Genomic DNA, 21,039 nt, shown 5'->3' with positions numbered 1-21,039 from the left:
TTATTTTATGAGCCAGACCCAGATTTTCAAGATTGCCTCAATTCCCGCCGACGGAGTCGGCAAGGAAGTTGTCGCAGCCGGCCGACGCGTGCTGGACACCGTCGCCGAACAATCAGGCGGCAAGTTCTCCTTCGACTGGACCGAATTCCCGTGGGGTTGCGAATACTACGCAGAGCACGGGGTCATGATGGACCCCAACGGCCTGGAGACCCTGAAGGGCTTTGACTCGATCTACTTCGGTGCCGTGGGCTGGGAAAACGTTCCGGACCACATCAGCCTCTGGGGCCTGCGCCTGAACATCACGCAGAACTTCGACCAGTGGGCCAACATCCGCCCGGTGAAGTTCCTGCCCGGCGTCACCTCCCCACTGCGCAAGGCCGACGACACCGAGCTCGACTGGATCGTCGTGCGCGAAAACAGCGAAGGGGAATACGCCGGACTGGGCGGGCGCAACCTTTCCGGCCGCGGCCCGGGCAACGAGGTCGCCCTGCAGACCGCCCTGTTCACCGAAAAGGGCTGCGAACGCATCATCCGCTTCGCCTTCGACCTGGCCCGCACCCGCACCGTGAAAAAGGTTTCCTCGGTCACCAAGTCCAACGCCCAGCAGTACGGCATGGTGTTGTGGGACGAAGTCTTCAACCGCGTGGCCCTGGACTACCCGGACGTGCGCACCGAAAGCGTGCTGGTCGACGCGATGAGCGCCAAGTTCATCCTGAACCCCGAAGACCTCTCGGTCGTCGTGGCCTCGAACCTCAACGCCGACATCCTCTCAGACCTCGGCTCGGCGCTGGCCGGCAGCCTCGGCCTCGCCGCCAGCGCCAACCTGAACCCGGAGCGTCGCTTCCCCTCCATGTTCGAACCGGTCCACGGCACCGCGCCGGACATCGCCGACCAGGGCATTTGCAACCCCATCGGGGCCATTGCCAGCGCAGCGTTGATGCTCGACCACTTCGGACTGCCCGAGGAAGCCCGCCGCATCGAGGCCGCCATCGAGGCCGCGACCGGATCAGGTCACCTCACCCGTGATATCGGGGGTTCCTCGGACACCGAGGCCGTCACCGAGGCCATCGTTGCGGCGCTGAGCAGGAACCTGGCAGCCGTCTAATATCCCGAGCCTTCCCGGAGTCCGGGCGCCATCGGCCGCCCGGCCTCCGGAACTCCCCCGCCGCGAAACGCTTTCCGTTTCCGGCCCACCCATCTTTCCAAGTCCCGCTTCCGAGCATGCGTGAGAGTCCGGAGCCCGACTTGTTCCAACAACGAGGTAGGAATCATGGACACCACCATGCATAGCGAGACCACCGGACCTGTGCGCAAGCGCTGGTACCGCCAGTTGTACTTCTGGGTCCTCATCGCAATCGTCGCCGGCGTCATCGTCGGTTGGCTTGCGCCATCCACCGGCGAGGCCATGCAGCCGATCGGCACGACATTCGTCGAGGCCATGCGGATGCTGATCGGCCCAATCGTCTTCCTGACAATCGTCGGAGGCATCGCCAGCGTCGCGGACCTCAAAAAGGTCGGGGCCACCGGCCTGAAGGCGCTGGGCTACTTCCAGATCGGCACCATCTGCGCGATGCTGTTGGGCTTGGTCGCCATCAATATCTTCCGTTTGGGAGACGGCGTGAACGCCGACGCAAGCCAGATCGAAACCACCGGCAAGGCCGCCGAATTGATCGAAAAGGGCGAGAACCAGCAATGGTGGGAATTCCTCACCCACATCATTCCCGGATCCATGGCCGCCCCCTTCGTCGAGGGCGACATCCTGCAGATCATCTTCATGGCCGTCATCTTCGGCATCGCCCTCAATGCGGTGGGCAAGATCGGCGCCCCGGTCCTGGACATGGTCCAGCGGCTGACCGCCATCGTCTTCAAGGTCCTGAACTTCATCATGAAGGCGGCTCCGCTGGGCGCGTTTGGCGCCATGGCCTTCGCGGTGGGCAAGTACGGCGTGGAGACGCTCTCCAGCCTCGGGTGGCTGATCCTGCTTTTCTACGGCACCTCAATCATCTTCGTTATCGTGTTCCTCGGCGGGATCATGGCCTTCCTGGGGTTGAACATCTTCAAGATGTTCAAGCACTTCAAGGAGGAGCTCCTGCTGATCCTGGGCACTTCGACGGCCGAACCGGCGCTGCCCGGGCTGATGCGGAAGCTGGAGCACGCGGGCGTCAAGAAGGAGACCGTCGGACTGGTGGTTCCCACCGGCTACAGCTTCAACCTCGACGGTGCGGCGATCTACCTCTCGCTGGCCGCGGTCTACATCGCGCAGGCCACCAACACCGAGCTGACCGTCGGGCAGCAGTTGGGCATGCTCGCGGTCATGCTGCTGACCTCCAAGGGCGCGGCCGGCGTTGCCGGCGGCGGGTTCATCGCCCTGACCGCAACCCTGAGCACCCTGGGCACCATCCCCGCGGCGGGCATCATGCTGATCTTCGGCATCGACAAGTTCATGTCCGAGTGCCGCGCCCTGGTCAACTTCTGCGGCAACGCGGTGGCCACCCTCTTCATCGCCTGGTGGGACAAGTCACTGGACATCGATCGGGTCCGCCGGGTCTTCAACGGCGAGGACGTCCCGCCGCTTGAATCCGGGGACGCCGACACCGGCGGGCCGGAGGCCTCGGATGCCACGGAACCTCCCTCGGTGAATGGACCGGCAACAACGAACGAGACTCTGGTGGGGGCGGCAGCACGATGAAGATCTTGCTGGCCCTGGACAAGTTCAAGGGATCGCTCAGCGCCGCCGAGGCGGCCGACGCCCTGGCGGCCGGACTGGGAACCGGCCCCGTCGGACGCCACGTCGAATGCCGCGTCCTCCCGCTGGCCGACGGCGGGGACGGAAGCATCGAGGCTGCACTGGCCGCAGGCTTCAGGCCCCTACCGGCGCACGTGCGCGGGCCCGACGGTTCACCGGCCATCACCACGCTGGCCTTCAACGGATCCGCCGCCGTCGTTGAGGTCGCCACCACCTCGGGCCTGCAGATGCTCGCCCCCGGGACACTGGCCCCGCTGTCCAGCAGCAGCGACGGCTTCGGACAGGGGATCGCCACAGCCCTGGGCCACGGGCCTAAGCAGGTGGTTCTGGCCCTGGGCGGCAGCGCCACGACCGACGGCGGTGCGGGCATGCTCTCGTCGCTGGGGATGTGCTTTTTCGACGAATCGGGGCGGTCATTCGTCCCTTCCGGCGGCACCCTGAAGAACATCGCCTACCTCGAAGCCTCAGGCATGCTCCCCCTGGCAGGAATAGACCTGGTCGCCGCCAACGACGTGCAGAATCCTCTAATGGGTCCAGACGGGGCCGCGGCCGTGTACGGGCCGCAAAAGGGCGCCACCGCACAGGACGTGCAGTTGCTCGAGGCAGGACTGGCCCACTTGGTCCGGAAACTCGACGAGGCTGGGTTGCCGGGGAGCGCCTGCGCCTTGGCCCCCGGGGCGGGCAGCGCCGGCGGAATCGGCTTCGCCGCAATGCTGCTAGGCGCACGCATGGTGTCCGGTGCGGACTTCTTTCTGGACCTGCTTGGCTTCGAGACGGCACTGGCCGACTGCGACTTGGTCATCACGGGCGAAGGAAAGCTCGACACTCAGACGCTGGCCGGAAAACTGCCTGTGGTGGTGGCCCGCCGCGCCGCGCCGGTCCCGGTCGTTGCGGTGGTCGGCCACAACGCCCTGGGCGTCGGTTCGCTGCCCGAGAACCGCATCTCCGCCATCCACTCGCTGAGCTCGATGACCGCCCTGGATAGTTCCAGCGACGCCGAGCTTTCGGCGGCTTTGTTGACGGAGCTCGGAAAACAAATATCCGCCACCCTTACACCGCGCAAGGACAGCATTCACTCATGAGACGCGCCAAGATCGTTGCCACGTTCGGTCCCGCCATCGGCAGCTACGCTGCCACACTCGCTGTCCTGGAAGCGGGTGTCGACATTGCCCGGTTGAACATGAGCCACGGAGAGCACGACGTGCACGAGCAGACATACCTCAATGTGCGCAAGGCCGCACAGGAATCGAACCGGCCAGTGGGGATCTTTGCCGACCTCCAAGGCCCGAAGATCCGCCTCGGCCGCTTCGCCGAGGGACCCCACGCATTGGCCGCCGGGGAACGTTTCACGATCACGATCCGTGACGTCGTGGGAACCGCCGAGATCTGCTCCACCACCTTCAAGGGATTGCCCGGCGATGTGAATCCCGGCGACATCCTGCTGATCGATGACGGAAAGGTCGCCCTGCGCGCCCTCTCGGTCACCGACACCGACGTGGTGACCGAAGTCGTGGTGGCCGGCCTGGTCTCCAACAACAAGGGCATCAATCTTCCCGGCGTGGCCGTCAGCATCCCCGCGCTCACCGCCAAGGACGAGCTGGATCTCCGTTGGGCGCTGCGCACGGGAGTCGACATGGTCGCGTTGTCCTTCGTGCGGGATGCGGCCGACATACAACGGGTCCACGAAATCATGGACGAGGAAGGCCGACGCACCCCCGTCATCGCCAAGATCGAAAAACCCCAGGCCGTTGACGCGCTCGAGGAAATTATCGACGCCTTCGACGCCATCATGGTGGCCCGCGGCGACCTCGGCGTGGAGCTGCCACTGGAGGAGGTTCCCCTGGTGCAAAAACGCGCCATCGAGCTGGCCCGCCGACGGGCCAAGCCGGTGATCGTAGCCACCCAGGTGCTCGAGTCCATGATCGAGTCCCCAACTCCCACCCGGGCCGAGGCTTCGGACTGCGCCAACGCCGTGCTGGACGGTGCCGATGCGGTCATGCTTTCGGGGGAAACCAGCGTGGGCAAATACCCGGTCGAAACGATCCGCACCATGGCCAGGATCATTGAATCCACCGAGGACCACGGGCTCGAGCGCGTGCCCCCGCTGGGCACCGTGCCCAAGACCCAGGGTGGATCCGTCACCCGGGCCGCCGTCGAGATCGCCAACCAGCTCGGCGCCACCTGTATCGCCACGTTCACGCAGACCGGGGATTCGGCACGAAGGCTCTCCCGACTGCGTCCGGCCCGGCCGGTTCACGCGTTCACGCCATCCACTGCAGTGTTGAACACCATGGTTCTGGCCTGGGGCGTCACCGCCCACCGGGTTCCACCCGTGGAGCACACCGACGCCATGATCGGGCAGGTGGACGAGAAGCTGCGGGCCAACGGCCTGGCCGCACCCGGGGACCTGGTCGTCATCACCAGCGGTTCACCCCCGGGAATCCCCGGGTCCACCAACTCCATCAAGGTCCACCGCGTGGCCAGAGCGGATAGCTGAGGAGGCGGTTTCCGGATCGCCTTGCGAAACGGACAGCTCGTGCTCGCCTTGCAACCACCGGGAAGGCGCGCCCGGGGCAACGACGCCACGTCCTGGTGCATATTTCGCTCGGCCCCGGACGCACCTGGTCCTTCACCGCCGCCAACACCTCGAAATGATCGACCTGATGAACGGACTCACTTCCGGTCACGGCTTGTCCCGGGCTGGAGGCACCAAGCCGATACCCGTAATTGTCCAGACATCGTCTGGACAATTACGGGATCTCGGGAGCCATCACGGCCGGACCCTAATAGTGTGTCGCAGCTAATGTTCGAGTCCCAAGTTCCGATAGCCACCCCTCCATTGGCAAACCCACTCCTCCAGTCCCGCTCTGGGTTGAAATCATCCTGAGTGCCGCAGAACCGCTCCAGCTCGATTAGCGACCGAGAGGCGGGGAACTTGCGGGCGACCTCTTGGAAACCAGTCAGCGGACCTCTTCTGCGTACGCCACGTATTCGATCTGTTTCTCCCACGCGAGTTCCGTAGCGATCGCCCGCACGCCTAGCCACACGGAAAGCAACTGATTCGTGTCATGATCCAATCGGTTTTTGGTCATGACTGAATACGGCGATACAGGTAAGGAGTTCACGGATAGGCTTTCCCGGGAAGTTATTTGTCACCGGACCGGGGGCCGCAGCCCGTTATCGACCGGAAGCGCAAACTGCACGTTGTAGGCGCCGCCGGCAGCCAGCATTTCCCCCTGGCTCCCCTGTTCGACGATCCGCCAGGCGTCCATCACCAGGATCAGGTCGGCGTCGCGGATCGTGGAGAGCCGGTGCGCGGTCACCGCGCAGCGCGGCCACGGCCTCCTGCACCAGCACCTCGGTGCGGGTGTCCACCGAGCTGGTGGCCTCGTCCAGGATCAGCACGCTGGGTCTGGCCAGGAACGCGCGGGCGATGGTGATCAGCTGCCGCTCGCCCGCGCTGACGTTCTCGGCCTCTGCGGCGAGCACCGTGTCATAACCTTCGGGCAGCGAGCAGACGAACCTGCCCACGTAGGTCGCGGTGGCCGCGTCAATGATCTCTTCCTCGGTGGCCCCGAGCCGCAGGCGCAACAGCATATTCCCGCTGCGCCTTCTGGGCTGGGGCATGGCCACGCGGTGATTTGCGGAACCGGACATTTTCCGAAGCGAGTCGCGTGCGCGGCGGACCACAAGGGCACTTTGTCCCCGCGCTCCAGGCGCGCGAGAAAGCCTGGCAGTTTCCAAGAAGCCTACGCCGGCATCGGGGCGATAGTGTAGGCACGGGAGTTCCGCCCACGCGGAAACGGCACGAAGGGGAAAAGCGATGACCAGCGAGATGACCACCAACAGGCCCGCATCGGTGCACGCCGCGGACAGCCACGAGGTGATCCGCGTGCGTGGCGCGCGGGTGAACAACCTCAAGGACATCAGCGTCGAGATCCCCAAGCGCCGCCTCACGGTGTTCACCGGCGTCTCCGGATCCGGCAAGTCCTCGCTGGTCTTCGGCACCATTGCCGCCGAGTCCCAGCGCATGATCAACGAGACGTACTCCGCGTTCGTACAGGGCTTCATGCCCACCCTGGCCCGCCCCGAGGTCGACACGCTCGAGGGGCTGACCACCGCGATCCTGGTGGACCAGGAACGCCTGGGCTCCAACCCGCGCTCCACCGTCGGCACGGTCACCGACGCCAACGCGATGCTGCGCATCGTTTTCTCGCGGCTGGCACAACCCCACATCGGCTCCCCGCAGGCGTACTCCTTCAACGTCCCCTCGGTCTCCGGCGCCGGCGCCGTCACCCTCGAAAAGGGCGGCAAGAAGATCAAGGAGCGGCGCAGCTTCTCAATCACCGGCGGCATGTGCCCGGAGTGCGAGGGCCGCGGGAAGGTCAACGACTTCGACCTCACGGCACTCTTCGACGCCGAAAAATCCCTGTCCGAGGGCGCGCTGACCGTTCCCGGATACTCCATGGACGGCTGGTACGGGCGCATTTTCTCGGGCTCCGGCTACTTCGACATGGACAAGAAGCTGGCCAAATTCACCAAGACCGAAATGCATGACTTGCTGTACCGGGAGCCCACCAAGATCAAGGTCGAGGGCATCAACCTCACCTACGAAGGCATCATCCCCAAGATGCAGAAGTCCTTCCTGGCCAAGGACGTCGAAGCCATGCAGCCGCACATCCGCGCCTTCGTGGAGCGCGCCATTACGTTCACCGCCTGCCCCGAGTGCGGCGGTACGCGCCTGGCTGAGCACGCCCGAAACTCGAAGATCGACGGGAAGTCGATCGCCGACGCCTGCGCCATGCAGATCAGCGACCTGGCAGCGTGGGTCCGCTCGTTGCGCGAACCCTCGGTCGCCCCGCTGCTCGGCGCCCTGGGCGACACGCTGGATTCCTTCGTCGACATCGGGCTGGGCTACCTCTCCCTTGACCGTCCCTCCGGTACGCTTTCGGGCGGCGAGGCGCAGCGCACCAAGATGATCCGCCACTTGGGTTCCTCGCTCACCGACGTCACCTACGTCTTCGACGAGCCGACCATCGGGCTGCACCCGCACGACATCGACAAGATGAACGAGCTGCTGCTTGCCCTGCGCGACAAGGGAAACACCGTGCTGGTCGTCGAGCACAAGCCCGAGGCCATTGCCATCGCCGACCACGTCGTTGACCTAGGCCCGAAGGCAGGCACCGCCGGCGGGCAGATCATGTACGAGGGCAGCGTGCAGGGCCTGCGCTCCAGCGACACCATTACCGGGCGCCACCTGGATGACCGGGCGACGCTGAAGGAGACCGTGCGCACTTCCACCTCGGCGCTTCAGGTGCGCGGCGCCAACACCAACAACCTGAAGAACGTCGACGTGGACATCCCCCTCGGCGTGCTCACGGTGCTCACCGGCGTCGCCGGGTCCGGAAAAAGCTCGCTGGTCACCGGTTCGGTGGCCGGGCGCGAGGGCGTCATCAGCATCGACCAGGGTTCCATCAAGGGCTCGCGGCGCTCCAACCCGGCCACGTACACCGGGCTTCTGGAGCCCATTCGGAAGGCCTTCGCGAAGGCCAACGGCGTGAAGCCGGCGCTGTTCAGCGCGAATTCCGAGGGCGCCTGCCCCACCTGCAACGGCGCCGGGGTCATCTACACCGATCTGGGCATGATGGCCGGGGTCTCCAGCACCTGCGAGGAGTGCGAGGGCAAGCGCTTCGACGCGATGGTGCTCGACTACCACCTGGGCGGCAAGGACATCTCCGAGGTGCTGGCGATGTCGGTGGCGCAAGCCGAGGAATTCTTCGCCGCCGGCGAGGCGAAGCTGCCGGCAGCACATAAGATCCTCTCCCGGCTCTCGGACGTGGGCCTGGGCTACTTGGGCATCGGCCAGCCGCTGACCACACTCTCGGGCGGCGAACGCCAACGCCTCAAGCTGGCCACCCACATGGGAGAATCCGGCGGCATCCTCATCCTGGACGAGCCGACCACAGGTCTGCACCTGGCCGACGTCCAGCAGCTGCTGGGCCTGCTGGACAAGCTGGTGGAGTCGGACAAGTCGGTCATCGTGATCGAGCACCACCAGGCGGTCATGGCCCACGCCGACTGGATCATCGACATCGGTCCGGGCGCGGGCCACGACGGGGGCACCATCGTTTTCGAGGGGACCCCTGCGGAGCTGGTGGCCGATGGTTCCACGCTGACCGGCAAGCACCTGGGAGCCTACGTCGGAGCGTAGCCGTCCCGCTACGAGGCCGGGGTGCACTTCACGCTGGTCACGAGCAGGACCTTGGACAGCTCCGCCGTGACGCGCGCCGGCGCGCCGCTAAGCCCCGAGGCCGTGGGCGTGATTGTCACGGCATACACGTAGGTGCCCAGCAGGGCCGCGCCGTCCAGGCGCAAGGTTGCCGTTGTGTTCGATGTGGTTTTTGTGGTCGTGACCGAGTTCCGCACGGCTTGCACCGTGTATCCGGTGGCGTCGACTGCGCCCCATTTCAGGGTCAGATCGGAGTATGAATCGCCCAACAGCGGCCCGTCCTTGCGGGTACAGGTCACGGTTGCGGGGTTGACGCCCTGCGGTGCCCACGCGCCGGCAACCACGGTGGAGGCCACCGACCCGTTCAGCGTCCACAGTGCCTGTGCTCCGGTGGCGCCGAGCCCAAGGACCACGATGACGCCGTAGACAATCGCCGCGATGCGCCACGAACCGGACCGCTCGCGGGTGCCGCGCGCGCTCACGCCGACACCTGTCGGGAGGCCTCGTCGTCCTGGCCGGGGGTCGCCGCGGCACGCCGCCGTGCGAGAAGTCCGCGGATCATGGTGATGGCACCGTAGCCAATCAGCCCGGCTGCAGCAAGGTTGCCCACCAGTCCGCGGTCGTGGTTGCCTAGCCAATTGGCCGCGAATCCTGCGTACGGCACCGCGTAGAACAGCTTCCCGCGCATCTGCACCTCGGTGACAGGGGTTTCATCGGCAACATCGTTGTTGTCTCCCCGGGTGACCAGCGTGCGCATGCCCGACTGGTCCGCGGCGAGTGATTCGATGCGGTGGGTGATGACTTCCGGGCGGCCAGATTCAAGCTGGTAGGTCACCACGTCGCCGACGTTCAACGATTCAAACGGGGCGGGTTTGACGACCAGCAGCGTTCCCGGTCCATAGTTCGGCAGCATGGAGCTGGTCAGCACCGAATAGGCCTGCGACCCCGTGAGTGCGGGGACCACGATGAGCACCAATGCTGCCAACGAGGCAGCAACCAGGGCGACGAAACTGACGGCGGTCCCGGCCCGGCCAAGTGCCTGGCGGGCGAAGGATGAATGTGCTGCCGTATGCCGGGACATGGGGGACCATACCTTTCTGGGAGGTGGGTTTACTGGAGTTGGGTGGCGTTGAGGTTGAAGCCAACGCCGGCAACCGCTCCCCCAAGGGTTGCCGGGGCATTGGCCGCCAGCGCGACTGTCAGGCAGAGCGTGCCACTTTGGCCCTGTCCCAGCTCCACTGCCGTTGACACGCGGATCACCGAGCAATCGGCGCCCTGGACCCTGTAGAGGTCGGTGGTGAGATAGGGCGCGAGCGCACCTGTTGCCTTTGGCAGTCCCGGATCCACTCTGATGCGGAACGTCCCGCTGCCGGCGTTGCTCGAATTGGTGAGTGTGACGGCGGTGGTGCGGGTCGCTCCGGGCAGTAGCCCGGTGACCCCGGGAATCGTCACGGTTTGTCCCGAAACCGAGAGCTGTTGTGCCGTGCCCCCGGATGTCTTAACGGCCAACGAGAAGTCGGCACCGGTCACGATCTGGCGTGTCGATGTTTCCGTTTGGTTCCACGCGGCAAGGGTTCCCTGCACCGTAAACAGCGCCAGGATGGTTGCGGCCCCCAAGATCGCAACCATCCTCAGCGTCGTTTTCGTGCCCATGCTGTGCTCCTCGTGGGTCAAGATTTCAGCGGTGGCGCTATGGCGTGCTGACCGGCGCGATCTGTTCCAGCTTGAAACCGATGGTTCCCAGTGCATTGCTGGCCTTGGCGCCCTCGGTGCCGGTGGTTGCTTCCAGGAATGTCACGCTGACAGTTGCGGTGTATTCACCGTCCGAGTTGGCGTCAAGGGGCGCGATGACGGGGGTTCCGCTTGAATTTTTCAGGGTCGCGCTGCCGACCTCGAGGTAGGAGGCGAACTCGGATCCGGCCAGATTGTTCGTCAGCGTGAGCGACGCGCTCATCAAGTCGCCATCAAGCGCCACGGTGACAGGCTGCGAGAAGTGCAGCTCGTCGCCCGGGACGACCTTGTAGGAATCCAGTTCGATCGCGGTGCCGGCGTCATTGGTCCAGGTTCCGACGCCCGCAGTCAGGTCAAGATCGCCGGAGACAATGGTTCCTGCCGGCTCGGCCACTGATTTGTTCCACACTGCGAGCGTTCCACCGCCTCCCAGCAGCAGTGCCACGCCGAGGCCGGTCGCAAGAGCGCCCTTCGTCATCTTGTTCGTCGTGTTGGTCCTCCACAAGTCCTGCGCCGGACCCAGCGACCGGTGCAACACCTACTGTGCAGGTCGAACCACAAGATGGAGATGGATTTTTCGGCAGGCTTCCTCCAAGCTTTCCGCAATCGACTCAAGGCTTGCTTTGGCCGTTCTTGCGGGAACCTTGATCGTTGGCGTGTTTCCTCAACGCCAGCCACAAGTCCTTGCGCCAAACCAGGGGATACACCTGGCCATGCTTGTTCGCACGGCAGTTTCCCTCAATGCATCACGCGCCTACAGAGGGTACAACCCATCTCTTCGTCAAAAGGCCATGCCCCCTAGGGAGACATTGCCTTTTCACAACGATGGAAGGGCCGGGCGCCACTGGATCAGCGGTTTGCTGCCGCAATTACCTCATCGGGCGCCTGGGTTCCGGCCGCTTCGTGGGCGCGCAACACCTTGCGGGCACGGTCGCGCTTCAACCGTTCGCGCGGATCGCGGTGCGGCAATTGGTCCGCGGGGCCAAGGACGGTGAATCCCAGGAACTGCAGGCGCCACAGAACGCGGTAGGTGAGGCTCAATCCCGTGGTGTCCTCGACGATGGGCAATTTCTTGTCACTCATGGGTTTCCAGTCACTTTCTGTGGGACAACAACCCGATTGCGAGCGGATCGTCCGGTGGGCTGCCTCGGTTCAAGTGTAAGCCAATGATTGGTACACCAACTAATTGCCCCGGGACATCCTCCGACGAATTCGGAGGGTCTTAGTGGGTCGCCTTGGAGGCGGCCGCGATGACCTTCTTCATGGTCGCGTGGAGGGCAACGAGTTCGTCGCCGTCCATATCCAGACGCCGCATCATCTCCCTGGGCACCTCAAGGGCAAGCTCCCGGGCGTCCCTGCCTTTTTCGGTCAGCACTATCTCCAGGGTCCGCTCATCGGCCGCACTGCGGCTGCGCCGCACATAGCCGAGAGCTTCAATTCGCTTCACCAGCGGCGACAGCGTTCCGGGGTCCAATTGGAGCAGTTCACTAAGGCCCTTGATTGACAGAGGTTCATGCTCCCAGAGCGTCAGCATGACAAGGTATTGGGGATGGGTTAGCCCCAGCGGCTCAAGGACCGGCCGATAGGCCGCGACCACGCTGCGCGACGCCAAGGACAGCGCAAAACAAACCTGGTTCTCCAACGCCAGCGGATCTACCGGCGGTTTTTCGCTCACTTTGTTCCCTGCTTTGGTGGATGGTTCCGTCCATCCATCATAGGTACGGAAAACAGTTCCCGTCGCGAGAGACCCGGCCGACGGCAGCCCGCGTGCCCTAGGGCCGGACGCGGTACACATCCCCGGATACGCCGTGCCAGCCACGGTGGCCCCGTCACCGACCGGATTCGCGCTCCGGTCCCGGTGCAGCACCCGCCGCACGACGAAACCCTGCCCCCCATGCCCGGCCTGCATTTACCTTCCCTTTGGGGCAACCCGGCTGCCCAAGCGATACCCAATCCTTAATTTCAACCATGGCAAAAGCGTCCTGACAAGGGGTTATCATCGACATTTCCCAATAGTCTCCCAGTTGTCGCTTCCCGTTAACCTAAATGCGGTCGGCTCGTTGACTTGCGCCGATAGCGTCTTTGGTTGTGAGTACGAACAGCGAAGCGAAGACCCTGGTCATCATCCCGGCCCGCGGGGGATCAAAGGGAATCCCGCTAAAGAACCTGCGCAGGATCGGCGGCCAAACCTTGCTGGCCCGGGCCATTGAATCCGCGTTTGCCACGCCGTCAGTTCTCGACGTCGTGGTCAGCACGGATCACCCGGACATCAAGGCGGAGGCGTTGGCAAACGGCGCAACAGTCATCGACCGCCCGGCAGAGATCGCCGGTGACACAGCAAGCAGCGAATCGGTGTTGTTGCACGCCCTGGGCACGCTGGACGTTCTCCCCCAAATCACTGTTTTCATCCAATGCACCTCGCCGGTCATCGACCCGGCAGACCTGCAGGCGGCCATCACCACGGTTGCCAGCGGAGCGGCGGACGTCAGCTTTGCCGTGGTTCCCGACCACGGGTTCCACTGGAGCTGCGACGAAACCGGGGCCGCCCAGGCCAGCGGACACGATGCCGCACGGCGTCCGCGACGGCAGGACCGCGAACCGCGGTTCCGCGAAACGGGTGCGTTCTACGTCATGGACACCGCGGGATTCCTTGAGGCGGAACATCGCTTCTTCGGTTCCCTGGCCCTGGCCCAGGTGCCGGAGGACCACGGAATCGACATCGACACCGAGGCCGATCTGGCCTTGGCCCAATGGCGACTGACCCACAACACGCCCGTGGCCGGGATCGACGTTGACGCGCTGGTCACCGATTTCGACGGCGTGCACACCCCGGACACCGCCTACCTCGGCCAGGACGGAAGCGAATCGGTACGGGTCTCCCGCTCCGACGGAATGGGCATCTCGTTGCTGAAGAAGGCAGGAATCCACCTGCTGATCCTGTCCACGGAAACCAACCCCGTGGTCACCGCCCGGGCCACCAAACTCGGCGTGGAAGTCGCCCAAGCCGTGAGCGACAAGGCCACCGTCCTGAACCAATGGATCGCCGACCGCGGCCTGGATCCGGAACGCGTCGCCTACCTTGGCAACGACGTGAACGACCTGGACGCCATGAACCAAGTCGGCTGGCCACTGACGGTGGCCGACGCCCAAGACTCCGTACACCTCGCGGCCCGGCACCGCCTTTCGCGGCTCGGCGGCCGCGGCGCGGTGCGGGAAGCCGCCGACCTCATCCTGGCCGGCACCACCAGCCAAAACACCGTGACGGCCGCCGTCCCGGCATCCGGGCCACTGGAACCCTCACTGGTTCGCTAGGCCCCCACAGTTTTCCACCAATTCTCGCCGTGACCTTCACATAACCAACCCGAACGGTCCGGCAATCAACGAAAGGAAAGTCCCCCATGACTATCACCACCACGGAAACCGCACCCGTCGCCATCGGCGAGCAGACCCTGGGCACCGGCCAGCAGGTTTATGTCATCGGCGAGATCGGCATCAACCACAACGGTGACATGGAGATCGCCAAGCAGCTCATCGACGTCTCCGCCAAGGCCGGCGCCAACGCCGTGAAGTTCCAGAAGCGCACCCCCGACATCTCCACCCCGATGGACATGCGCGACAAGATCCGTTCCACCCCGTGGGGCGACATGACCTACCTGGACTACCGCTACCGCGTCGAATTCGATGCAGCGCAGTACAAGGAACTGATCCGCTACGCCGCAGCACAGGGCCTGCACGCCTTCGCCTCCCCGTGGGACGTCCCCTCGGTCGAGTTCATGGAAGAGCAGGGCGCAGTGACCCACAAGGTCGCCTCCGCCTCGGTCACCGACATCGAGCTGCTCAAGGCCCTGGCCGAGACCGGCAAGCCGATCATCCTCTCCACCGGCATGTCCACCATCGAGCAGATCGACAAGGCCGTGGAGACCCTCGGCACCGACAAGCTGGTCATGATGCACGCAACCTCCACCTACCCGCTGCCTCCAGAAGAGGCCAACCTGCGCATGATCACCACGCTGCAGGAGCGCTACCAGGTTCCGGTCGGCTACTCGGGCCACGAGCGCGGCCTGCAGATCTCGCTGGCAGCAGTCGCCCTGGGCGCCGTCACCGTCGAGCGCCACATCACCCTTGACCGCACCATGTGGGGCTCCGACCAGGCCTCCTCGCTGGAGCCGAAGGGCTTCGAGGCACTGATCCGCGACATCCGCATCCTCGAGCAGGCCATGGGCGACGGCGTCAAGAAGGTCTTCCCGGGCGAGCTGGCACCGCTGTCCCGCCTGCGCCGCGTCGATGCCTAACCCGTAGCATTCTTCGCATAGCTTCAACACCGTGGGGTGTCCGCCTACCAGGCGGGCACCCCACGGGACTAGGTGGCCACATATGCCGTCGACCAGCCTCCCAGACCTAAGGACCACACCGAGATCCCCATGCCCTCCACAGCCACACTTCCCCCCGTCAAGGCCCGCGTCCCCGGCCGCATCAGCGTCATCATCCCCGCGATGGACCAGCAGGATTTCATTGGCGACGCCCTGGCGTCCCTGGCCCTCCAGCAACTGAAGGGAAGGGAACTGGAAGTCCTGGTTGTCGATGACGCCTCCACCGATGCCACCGTGGCAATCACCGCGGAGTTCGGCACACGCATTCCCGGCCTGAAGATCCTCACGCACCATGCCAACCGCGGGGTGTCCGCCGCCCGCAACACCGGGCTGGAAAACGCCAGCGGCGAATTCGTGGTCTTCCTGGATCCCGACGACTGGTTTGCCCCGAACCACCTGGCACAGCTGGCCGACGGGCTGGAGGCACTGGACGTGGACTTCGTGCGCTGCGACCACGTCCGGGTCACCGGCGCGAACCGGACCCTGCACCACGCTCCGCAAGCCAACCGAAACATCGTGTTGGACCCGGCCGACGACATCTCCCCCATCCACACCGCGACCATGATCGACTACCCCCTGGTCTGGGCGGGCATGTACCGCGCCGAGGTGCTGGAGGCCGCTGCACCGCGCTTCAACGAGGAGCTGCGCACCTGCGAGGACAGGGCCTGGATGTGGGAGCTGTGCCTCAACGCCAAAAGCTACGCGGTCCTGAACGCGCCGGGGGTTTTCTACCGCCGCGGACTTCCCGGCTCCCTCACGCAGGTCTTCGACGACCGGCAACTGGACTTCGTGAACGCCTATGCAGGGATCCTGGACATGGTGCTGGACGATCCGGCGCACGAGGCCCACGCACCCAAGGCACTGCGGCAATTCCTCGCCGTTTCCTGCCACCACCTCAAGCGCTCCGCCGAGTTCCCGCCCGCCCTGCGCCAGGCCCTGCGCTTGCGCATCGCCGACCGGCTGGCGATGGTGCCGGCACCGCTGCTGGAAGACGGGCTGGCCCAACTCGACGCCAAGCGCCGCAAGACATTGACCGGCCTGCGGCCCTCCGCCGCGGCCAAGAGGGAAAGCAAATGATCCAACTCATCCAGGCGTCCACCTACTTCCAGGTCGTCTCGCTGGCCGCGATGGTCGATGCCGGCCTGCTCCCGGAGGCCGAGCGCCGCGTCCTGGTGCTGGCCAACGGCAGCCAGATGCCCGAAATCACCACACCGCTGCGCGGGAACCCGGGCTTCGAGGCCCTGGCCGCACGCTTCGACGACGTGGTGGACCTGGGCGAGCTGCTGTGGCCACGCCGCCCGGGGCAGTTCAATCCCCGGAACGAGGAACTCCCGCTCTTCGAGAAGCTGTTGCGCCACCGCTGGAACCTCGGCGCGGGGCAGGTGTCGCTGGTGCTCGAATCCATCCAGGTGAACCCGGCCCAGGCATTGGCCAGGATCTTCTTCGACGCACCGATCTCCGTGCATTCGGACGGGTTGATGTCCTACGGCCCCACGCGCAACAAGCTGTCCGTGCAGATGACCCAGCGCCTGCGCGAGACCATCCACATCGACCTGGTGCCGGGCCTGGAGCCCATGCTGCTGCTCGAGGCCCCGGTACAGCGCAAGGTCCTGCGCCTCGAGCCGCTGGCCGCCGTCTTTGCCGAGCTGGCAGCCGCGGCAGGGCCCGCCGGCCTCGACCTGCCCCAAGGCGCAGCCCTGGTGGTGGGCCAGTACCTGGGCTCGCTGGGCATCCTCGACACGGCCAGGGAACTGGAGCTGCACCATCACATGCTGTTGGCAGCCCGGGAGGCCGGGGCGGGCTCCGTGGTGTTTAAGCCGCACCCCAGCGCCGGCCCGACCGCCGCGCTGCAACTGCGTGCCCGCGCAGAGTCCCTGGGTCTGGAGTTCCGGATCCTGCACACCGACCTGCTGGCCGAAACCGTCATCACGCTCATGAGCCCGTTGGTGGTCATCTCCTGCTTCTCCACGGCATTGATCAGCGCCAAGTACATGCTTGGCACCCCTGTCATCGCCGTGGGCACCGGGGACTTGCTGCAGGAACTGAGCCCCTACCAGAACAGCAACCGCATCCCTGTCTCGATCGTCGACGCCCTGCTCGTCCAGGAGCTGGCAACGCCCGCCGAGGCGGGTCCCGACGACGAACTCACCCCACTGCTGCGCGCCGTGGCCTATTGCATGCAGTACCGCAACCTGCCCGGGCTTCGCGAGGATGCCGCCGCGTTCCTGGAGTCGAACTACTCGTCCTTTGCCGCGCATTTCAAGCGCCGTCGGCTGGCCGCCCTGGACCTGCCCCCGACCTGGGCCCACCCCTCGCGGGCCAACCGCAGCCGGGTCTGGGGACGCAGCATCAAGCGTCGTGCCCTGCGCGTCGGCTCCCGTTCCCTGGAGAAATTGGCACGCACGCTCCAGGAGACTTCTTCCCGTGTATCCCGCTGAATCGGCCGTCGCCCGTCCCCGCTTCGGACATGCCGAGGTGTGGGTGGAATCCCCGCTGCAACTGCTCTCCGCCATCGAGGCGCACGGAGCCGGGCTGCTGGGAACCACCAGCCGCATCCACCCGCGCGGGGGCACCACGACGCTAGACGCCACCCTGGCCACGCTCATCGCGCAGGCCCCGGCGGGCGTGCAGTTCGCGCCGTCCACCGCTGCCCCTCCCGCGCCGGGATCCGCCGGGGCCCGGCGCTGGGTGATAGGCGACGCGTATTCGGGAAGGGTCCAGCGCGCCATGCTGGGGTACATCGCCGTGAAGGAAGTGGTGATCATCGACGACGGCCTGGCCACGCTGGGTCTCATCAAGGCGCTGGTGTCCGCCGAGCCGACCCCCTTGGTGCGTCCGCGCTCCCGCACGAACCCGGCACGCCGGGCGTTGGGCATCGCCAGCTGGTACCGCCTGCGCGCCCTGGCCCGGGCGGGCCGCCTGCTGATCTTCACTGCCCTTCCCGTCGAGCCCGACATCGCGCAACGGTTCCTGGAGCTGGGCGGGCACCTGGAGTCCCACCGCTTCGAATGGTTAAACACCCAACCGGTGACCGAGCGGATCAACGAGCCCACCGTGGTTGTCGGTTCGGCCATGGCCGCCGACGGGCTCATCCACGCGGAGCCGTACTTCCGCTGGCTGGATTCGCTGACGCTCGACGGGCCCGTCGCCTACTTCCCGCACCGCCGCGAGTCGGGGAAGTTCCTGGCCCTGCTCGCGGACCACGACCGAATCGTGGTCCGCGAGCACACCATCCCCATCGAAATGCGATTGCGCTCGCTGCGCCCCGGCCAGGTCGTGCGGGCCTTGCCGTCCACTGCCCTGCCGTCCCTGCGGCTGCTGCTGGGCGAGGGCGGGGTGCGGATCCTGGGCCAAGGGATCCCCGCCGCCTGGTGGAAACCCGCCGCCACCCCAGAACTTCGTTCCCACTTGTCCTCGTCCCTGGAGCTGTTGACCCCGTGAACAATCTTTCATTCAGACCCAGCATCGTGGCCGTGGCCGACTCCGATTCCTACCTGAAGCTGGCCTGCACCACCCTCTCGGCCCTCGGACCGGAATGGGACCGCCGCGTGGTGTTGGTGCGCACCCCGATCGCCCCCACCCCGGAACAGATTGCCGCCGCTACCGCCGGCACCTGCTTCGAGGCCGAGGACATTCCGGTCATTCCGCGGGCCGCGCTGAACTACGACTCGCTCGAGGAACACATTATCTTTGCCGCGGCCACCGGACCGGTGGTCAGCGAGCTTTTCACGAAGCTCCTGCGCTCCAAGACCAACTCGGCGCGCCCCGCTGCGCTGATCTCGGCGCTGCCCGGCGTCGCCTACCCGGCGACCACCAAGGGATGGGCCTACCGGCGAAGCGGGGACGCGTTTATCGTGCATTCCCATGCCGAGGCCCGCGAATTCTCGCACCTGGCCGACATGGAGACCGGCCACAGCCCCGACATCCTGGTCTCGAAGCTTCCTTTCCTGAAGACCGCCGGGTTCCCGCAGCCCCAGACCTCCCCCATCGACACCGTGGTGTTCGCTTCCCAGGCCAAGGTCCCGGTCCAGCGCGCCGAACGCGAGGAGATCCTGCTGGCCCTTGAACGGGTGGCGCGGTTGAACCCGGACGTGCGCGTTCTGGTCAAGCTCCGCGCCCGTGCCGGGGAACCACAGACCCATGCAGAGGCCCACCCCTTCGACGCCCTGTGGGAGCAGCTGGTGGCCGAGGGGAAGGTCGGGGCCGGGCACGTGGAGTTCGTGACCGGAGCCATGGACCGGGTGCTGGTTCCCGGTTCCGCGTTGCTCACTGTCTCCTCCACGGCTGCGTTGGAGGCGGTGGATCGTGGACTGCCGGTATTGGTGATGACCGATTTCGGCCTCAATGACCAGATGCTCAACTCAGTCTTCCGAGGCTCCGGGCTCTTGGGAACCCTTGATGACGCGGCAACATTGCACTTTTCTTTCCCGAATCGCGCGTGGTTGCGGGAAAACTACTTCCACCGCCGCGGCCCGGAATTCATCTCCGCGCTTTCCCACTATGCCCAGCGTGCCCAGAACCAGGCGCTGACCACCTCGAACGAGCAGCTGGCCATGGTCCGTGACGTCGCTTTCAGGCAGCGAGTACGCACCTCGCTGCCACGCCCTGCCCTCGAGGCGCTGCTGCGGATACGGCGCTGGTGGCTGCGCGAACGCGGCTCGCGGATCTGATCCGCCAGCCCGCTTGTACCACTGAAGAAGCCCGTTGGGAATAACCGTCCCGCTTTCTCACTTAGCATTGTAGATGTGCTGGACGGTGGGCCTTCCCCTGCCCAGAAGTTTTGATTTTGAGGAGACAAGGTGTCGGAAAATCCGATTCGGGTTGCAATTGTTGGCGTAGGCAACTGCGCCACGTCATTGGTGCAAGGTGTTGAGTACTACCGTGACGCGGACCCGCAGGCCACGGTTCCCGGCCTGATGCACGTCCAGTTCGGAAAGTACCACGTCAATGACGTGCAATTCGTGGCTGCCTTCGACGTGGACGACAAGAAGGTCGGACTGGACCTGGCGGACGCAATCCACGCCTCCGAGAACAACACCATCAAGATCGCCGACGTCCCGACCTCGGGCGTCACGGTGCAGCGCGGCCACACCCTCGACGGCCTGGGCAAGTACTACCGCGAGACGATCACCGAATCCTCCGCTGAGCCGGTGGACATGGTTGAAACGCTGAAGGCCGCACAGGTCGACGTCCTGGTCTGCTACCTGCCGGTCGGCTCCGACGCCGCCGCAAAGTTCTACGCACAGGCATGCATCGACGCCGGCGTGGCCTTCGTCAACGCCCTGCCGGTGTTCATTGCCGGCACCAAGGAGTGGGCCGACAAGTTCACCGCCGCCGGCGTCCCGATCGTCGGCGACGACATCAAGTCCCAGATCGGCGCCACCATCACCCACCGCGTGATGGCCAAGCTCTTTGAAGACCGCGGCGTCACCCTGGACCGCACCTACCAGCTCAATGTCGGCGGCAACATGGACTTCAAGAACATGCTCGAGCGCGACCGCCTGGAGTCCAAGAAGATCTCCAAGACCCAGGCCGTCACCTCCAACACCACCGCGGTGCTGGAGGCCGACGACGTGCACATTGGCCCGTCGGACTACGTCGCCTGGCTCGATGACCGCAAGTGGGCCTTCGTGCGCCTCGAAGGCCGCAACTTCGGTGATGCCCCGGTGTCCCTGGAATACAAGCTTGAGGTGTGGGACTCCCCGAACTCCGCAGGTGTCATCATCGATGCCGTGCGCGCCGCCAAGATCGCCCTGGACCGCGGCATCGGCGGACCGATTCTCTCGGCTTCCTCGTACTTCATGAAGTCGCCGCCGGAGCAGTACAACGACGACATCGCCAAGGAAAAGGTCGAGGCCTTCATCCGCGGCGAAGCCTAGGACTCAACGCCGCACCCGTGTAAGGGGTGCGAACCGTCGAAGCCACCACGGTTGCCCGTGGTGGCTTCGACGGTTAATCCCCGA

18 protein-coding genes and 1 pseudogene are annotated in these 21,039 nt (G+C 65.4%); 12 read left to right on the top strand and 7 right to left on the bottom strand.

Features of this window, described 5'->3' with window-relative positions; all coding sequences use genetic code 11:
- Positions 1-7 precede the first annotated feature (7 nt).
- From Q2T94_RS08225 to pyk, 4 genes are all read left to right on the top strand, one after another.
- Entirely contained in the window at positions 8-1,105 is a 1,098-nt protein-coding gene (locus Q2T94_RS08225; protein WP_302263626.1) for a tartrate dehydrogenase, read from the top strand.
- Between the two features lie 165 nt (positions 1,106-1,270).
- Complete coding sequence (dctA, locus tag Q2T94_RS08220; protein ID WP_302263625.1) at positions 1,271-2,689, top strand: C4-dicarboxylate transporter DctA; 1,419 nt, start codon at positions 1,271-1,273, stop codon at positions 2,687-2,689.
- On the top strand, positions 2,686-3,828 hold the full coding sequence (locus Q2T94_RS08215; RefSeq protein WP_302263624.1) for a glycerate kinase: 1,143 nt from the start codon (positions 2,686-2,688) through the stop codon (positions 3,826-3,828). The genes dctA and Q2T94_RS08215 overlap by 4 nt, the downstream gene beginning before the upstream one ends.
- Positions 3,825-5,243: a pyruvate kinase gene (pyk, locus tag Q2T94_RS08210; protein ID WP_302263623.1), complete on the top strand. Its 1,419-nt coding sequence runs from the start codon at positions 3,825-3,827 to the stop codon at positions 5,241-5,243. The genes Q2T94_RS08215 and pyk overlap by 4 nt, the downstream gene beginning before the upstream one ends.
- Positions 5,244-5,898: 655 nt before the next feature.
- On the opposite strand, the pseudogene Q2T94_RS08205 reads toward pyk, so the two are convergent.
- Positions 5,899-6,328 (bottom strand): annotated as a pseudogene (locus tag Q2T94_RS08205) (ATP-binding cassette domain-containing protein); the annotation flags it as partial.
- A 241-nt stretch (positions 6,329-6,569) separates the two neighbouring features.
- Here Q2T94_RS08205 and Q2T94_RS08200 point away from each other — a divergent pair.
- Positions 6,570-8,957: an ATP-binding cassette domain-containing protein gene (locus Q2T94_RS08200; protein WP_302263622.1), complete on the top strand. Its 2,388-nt coding sequence runs from the start codon at positions 6,570-6,572 to the stop codon at positions 8,955-8,957.
- Positions 8,958-8,965: 8 nt separating this feature from the next.
- Here the strand turns inward: Q2T94_RS08200 and Q2T94_RS08195 are convergent, their stop codons facing one another.
- The 6 genes from Q2T94_RS08195 to Q2T94_RS08170 form a co-directional block, all read right to left on the bottom strand.
- Positions 8,966-9,457 (bottom strand): hypothetical protein, encoded by a 492-nt coding sequence (locus Q2T94_RS08195; RefSeq protein WP_302263621.1) that lies wholly within the window; start codon positions 9,455-9,457, stop codon positions 8,966-8,968.
- Positions 9,454-10,056, bottom strand: a complete 603-nt coding sequence (locus Q2T94_RS08190; protein WP_302263620.1) for a signal peptidase I — start codon at positions 10,054-10,056, stop codon at positions 9,454-9,456. The genes Q2T94_RS08195 and Q2T94_RS08190 overlap by 4 nt, the downstream gene beginning before the upstream one ends.
- A gap of 29 nt (positions 10,057-10,085) precedes the next feature.
- The gene (locus tag Q2T94_RS08185; protein WP_302263619.1) at positions 10,086-10,628 is read right to left on the bottom strand and encodes a SipW-dependent-type signal peptide-containing protein; all 543 of its coding nucleotides are present in this window, start codon (positions 10,626-10,628) and stop codon (positions 10,086-10,088) included.
- A gap of 37 nt (positions 10,629-10,665) precedes the next feature.
- A complete protein-coding gene (locus tag Q2T94_RS08180; RefSeq protein WP_302263618.1) occupies positions 10,666-11,184 on the bottom strand; it encodes an alternate-type signal peptide domain-containing protein in 519 nt (172 codons plus the stop codon).
- 371 nt (positions 11,185-11,555) lie between these two features.
- The gene (locus tag Q2T94_RS08175; protein WP_264271081.1) at positions 11,556-11,789 is read right to left on the bottom strand and encodes a hypothetical protein; all 234 of its coding nucleotides are present in this window, start codon (positions 11,787-11,789) and stop codon (positions 11,556-11,558) included.
- 139 nt (positions 11,790-11,928) lie between these two features.
- Entirely contained in the window at positions 11,929-12,381 is a 453-nt protein-coding gene (locus Q2T94_RS08170; RefSeq protein WP_302263617.1) for a MarR family winged helix-turn-helix transcriptional regulator, read from the bottom strand.
- Between the two features lie 413 nt (positions 12,382-12,794).
- Here Q2T94_RS08170 and Q2T94_RS08165 point away from each other — a divergent pair, with 413 nt between their 5' ends.
- The 7 genes from Q2T94_RS08165 to Q2T94_RS08135 all read left to right on the top strand — a co-directional run bounded on the left by Q2T94_RS08165 (position 12,795) and on the right by Q2T94_RS08135 (position 20,955).
- Positions 12,795-14,018, top strand: coding sequence for an acylneuraminate cytidylyltransferase (locus Q2T94_RS08165; protein ID WP_302263616.1), 1,224 nt, complete (start codon positions 12,795-12,797; stop codon positions 14,016-14,018).
- An 86-nt stretch (positions 14,019-14,104) separates the two neighbouring features.
- On the top strand, positions 14,105-14,998 hold the full coding sequence (locus Q2T94_RS08160) for an N-acetylneuraminate synthase family protein (RefSeq protein WP_264271078.1): 894 nt from the start codon (positions 14,105-14,107) through the stop codon (positions 14,996-14,998).
- A 129-nt stretch (positions 14,999-15,127) separates the two neighbouring features.
- Entirely contained in the window at positions 15,128-16,153 is a 1,026-nt protein-coding gene (locus tag Q2T94_RS08155) for a glycosyltransferase family 2 protein (protein WP_302263615.1), read from the top strand.
- Complete coding sequence (locus Q2T94_RS08150; RefSeq protein ID WP_302263614.1) at positions 16,150-17,514, top strand: polysialyltransferase family glycosyltransferase; 1,365 nt, start codon at positions 16,150-16,152, stop codon at positions 17,512-17,514. Before Q2T94_RS08155 ends, Q2T94_RS08150 begins: the two co-directional genes overlap by 4 nt.
- On the top strand, positions 17,501-18,517 hold the full coding sequence (locus Q2T94_RS08145) for a hypothetical protein (protein WP_302263613.1): 1,017 nt from the start codon (positions 17,501-17,503) through the stop codon (positions 18,515-18,517). The genes Q2T94_RS08150 and Q2T94_RS08145 overlap by 14 nt, the downstream gene beginning before the upstream one ends.
- The gene (locus Q2T94_RS08140; RefSeq protein WP_264271074.1) at positions 18,514-19,746 is read left to right on the top strand and encodes a DUF6716 putative glycosyltransferase; all 1,233 of its coding nucleotides are present in this window, start codon (positions 18,514-18,516) and stop codon (positions 19,744-19,746) included. The genes Q2T94_RS08145 and Q2T94_RS08140 overlap by 4 nt, the downstream gene beginning before the upstream one ends.
- 129 nt (positions 19,747-19,875) lie before the next feature.
- The gene (locus Q2T94_RS08135) at positions 19,876-20,955 is read left to right on the top strand and encodes an inositol-3-phosphate synthase (protein WP_264271073.1); all 1,080 of its coding nucleotides are present in this window, start codon (positions 19,876-19,878) and stop codon (positions 20,953-20,955) included.
- Positions 20,956-21,039 lie beyond the last annotated feature (84 nt).

It is taken from the genome of Paeniglutamicibacter sulfureus (genome assembly GCF_030512175.1).
Taxonomy (GTDB): Bacteria; Actinomycetota; Actinomycetes; order Actinomycetales; family Micrococcaceae; genus Paeniglutamicibacter; species Paeniglutamicibacter sulfureus.
This window is presented reverse-complemented; position numbering and strand designations above follow the sequence as displayed.

Coding starts and splice junctions, on each gene's coding strand:
- Q2T94_RS08225 (WP_302263626.1), top strand. CDS start 8: ATGAGCCAGACCCAGATTTTCAAGATTGCCTCAATTCCCGCCGACGGA.
- dctA (WP_302263625.1), top strand. CDS start 1,271: ATGGACACCACCATGCATAGCGAGACCACCGGACCTGTGCGCAAGCGC.
- Q2T94_RS08215 (WP_302263624.1), top strand. CDS start 2,686: ATGAAGATCTTGCTGGCCCTGGACAAGTTCAAGGGATCGCTCAGCGCC.
- pyk (WP_302263623.1), top strand. CDS start 3,825: ATGAGACGCGCCAAGATCGTTGCCACGTTCGGTCCCGCCATCGGCAGC.
- Q2T94_RS08200 (WP_302263622.1), top strand. CDS start 6,570: ATGACCAGCGAGATGACCACCAACAGGCCCGCATCGGTGCACGCCGCG.
- Q2T94_RS08190 (WP_302263620.1), bottom strand. CDS start 10,056: ATGTCCCGGCATACGGCAGCACATTCATCCTTCGCCCGCCAGGCACTT.
- Q2T94_RS08185 (WP_302263619.1), bottom strand. CDS start 10,628: ATGGGCACGAAAACGACGCTGAGGATGGTTGCGATCTTGGGGGCCGCA.
- Q2T94_RS08180 (WP_302263618.1), bottom strand. CDS start 11,184: ATGACGAAGGGCGCTCTTGCGACCGGCCTCGGCGTGGCACTGCTGCTG.
- Q2T94_RS08175 (WP_264271081.1), bottom strand. CDS start 11,789: ATGAGTGACAAGAAATTGCCCATCGTCGAGGACACCACGGGATTGAGC.
- Q2T94_RS08160 (WP_264271078.1), top strand. CDS start 14,105: ATGACTATCACCACCACGGAAACCGCACCCGTCGCCATCGGCGAGCAG.
- Q2T94_RS08155 (WP_302263615.1), top strand. CDS start 15,128: ATGCCCTCCACAGCCACACTTCCCCCCGTCAAGGCCCGCGTCCCCGGC.
- Q2T94_RS08150 (WP_302263614.1), top strand. CDS start 16,150: ATGATCCAACTCATCCAGGCGTCCACCTACTTCCAGGTCGTCTCGCTG.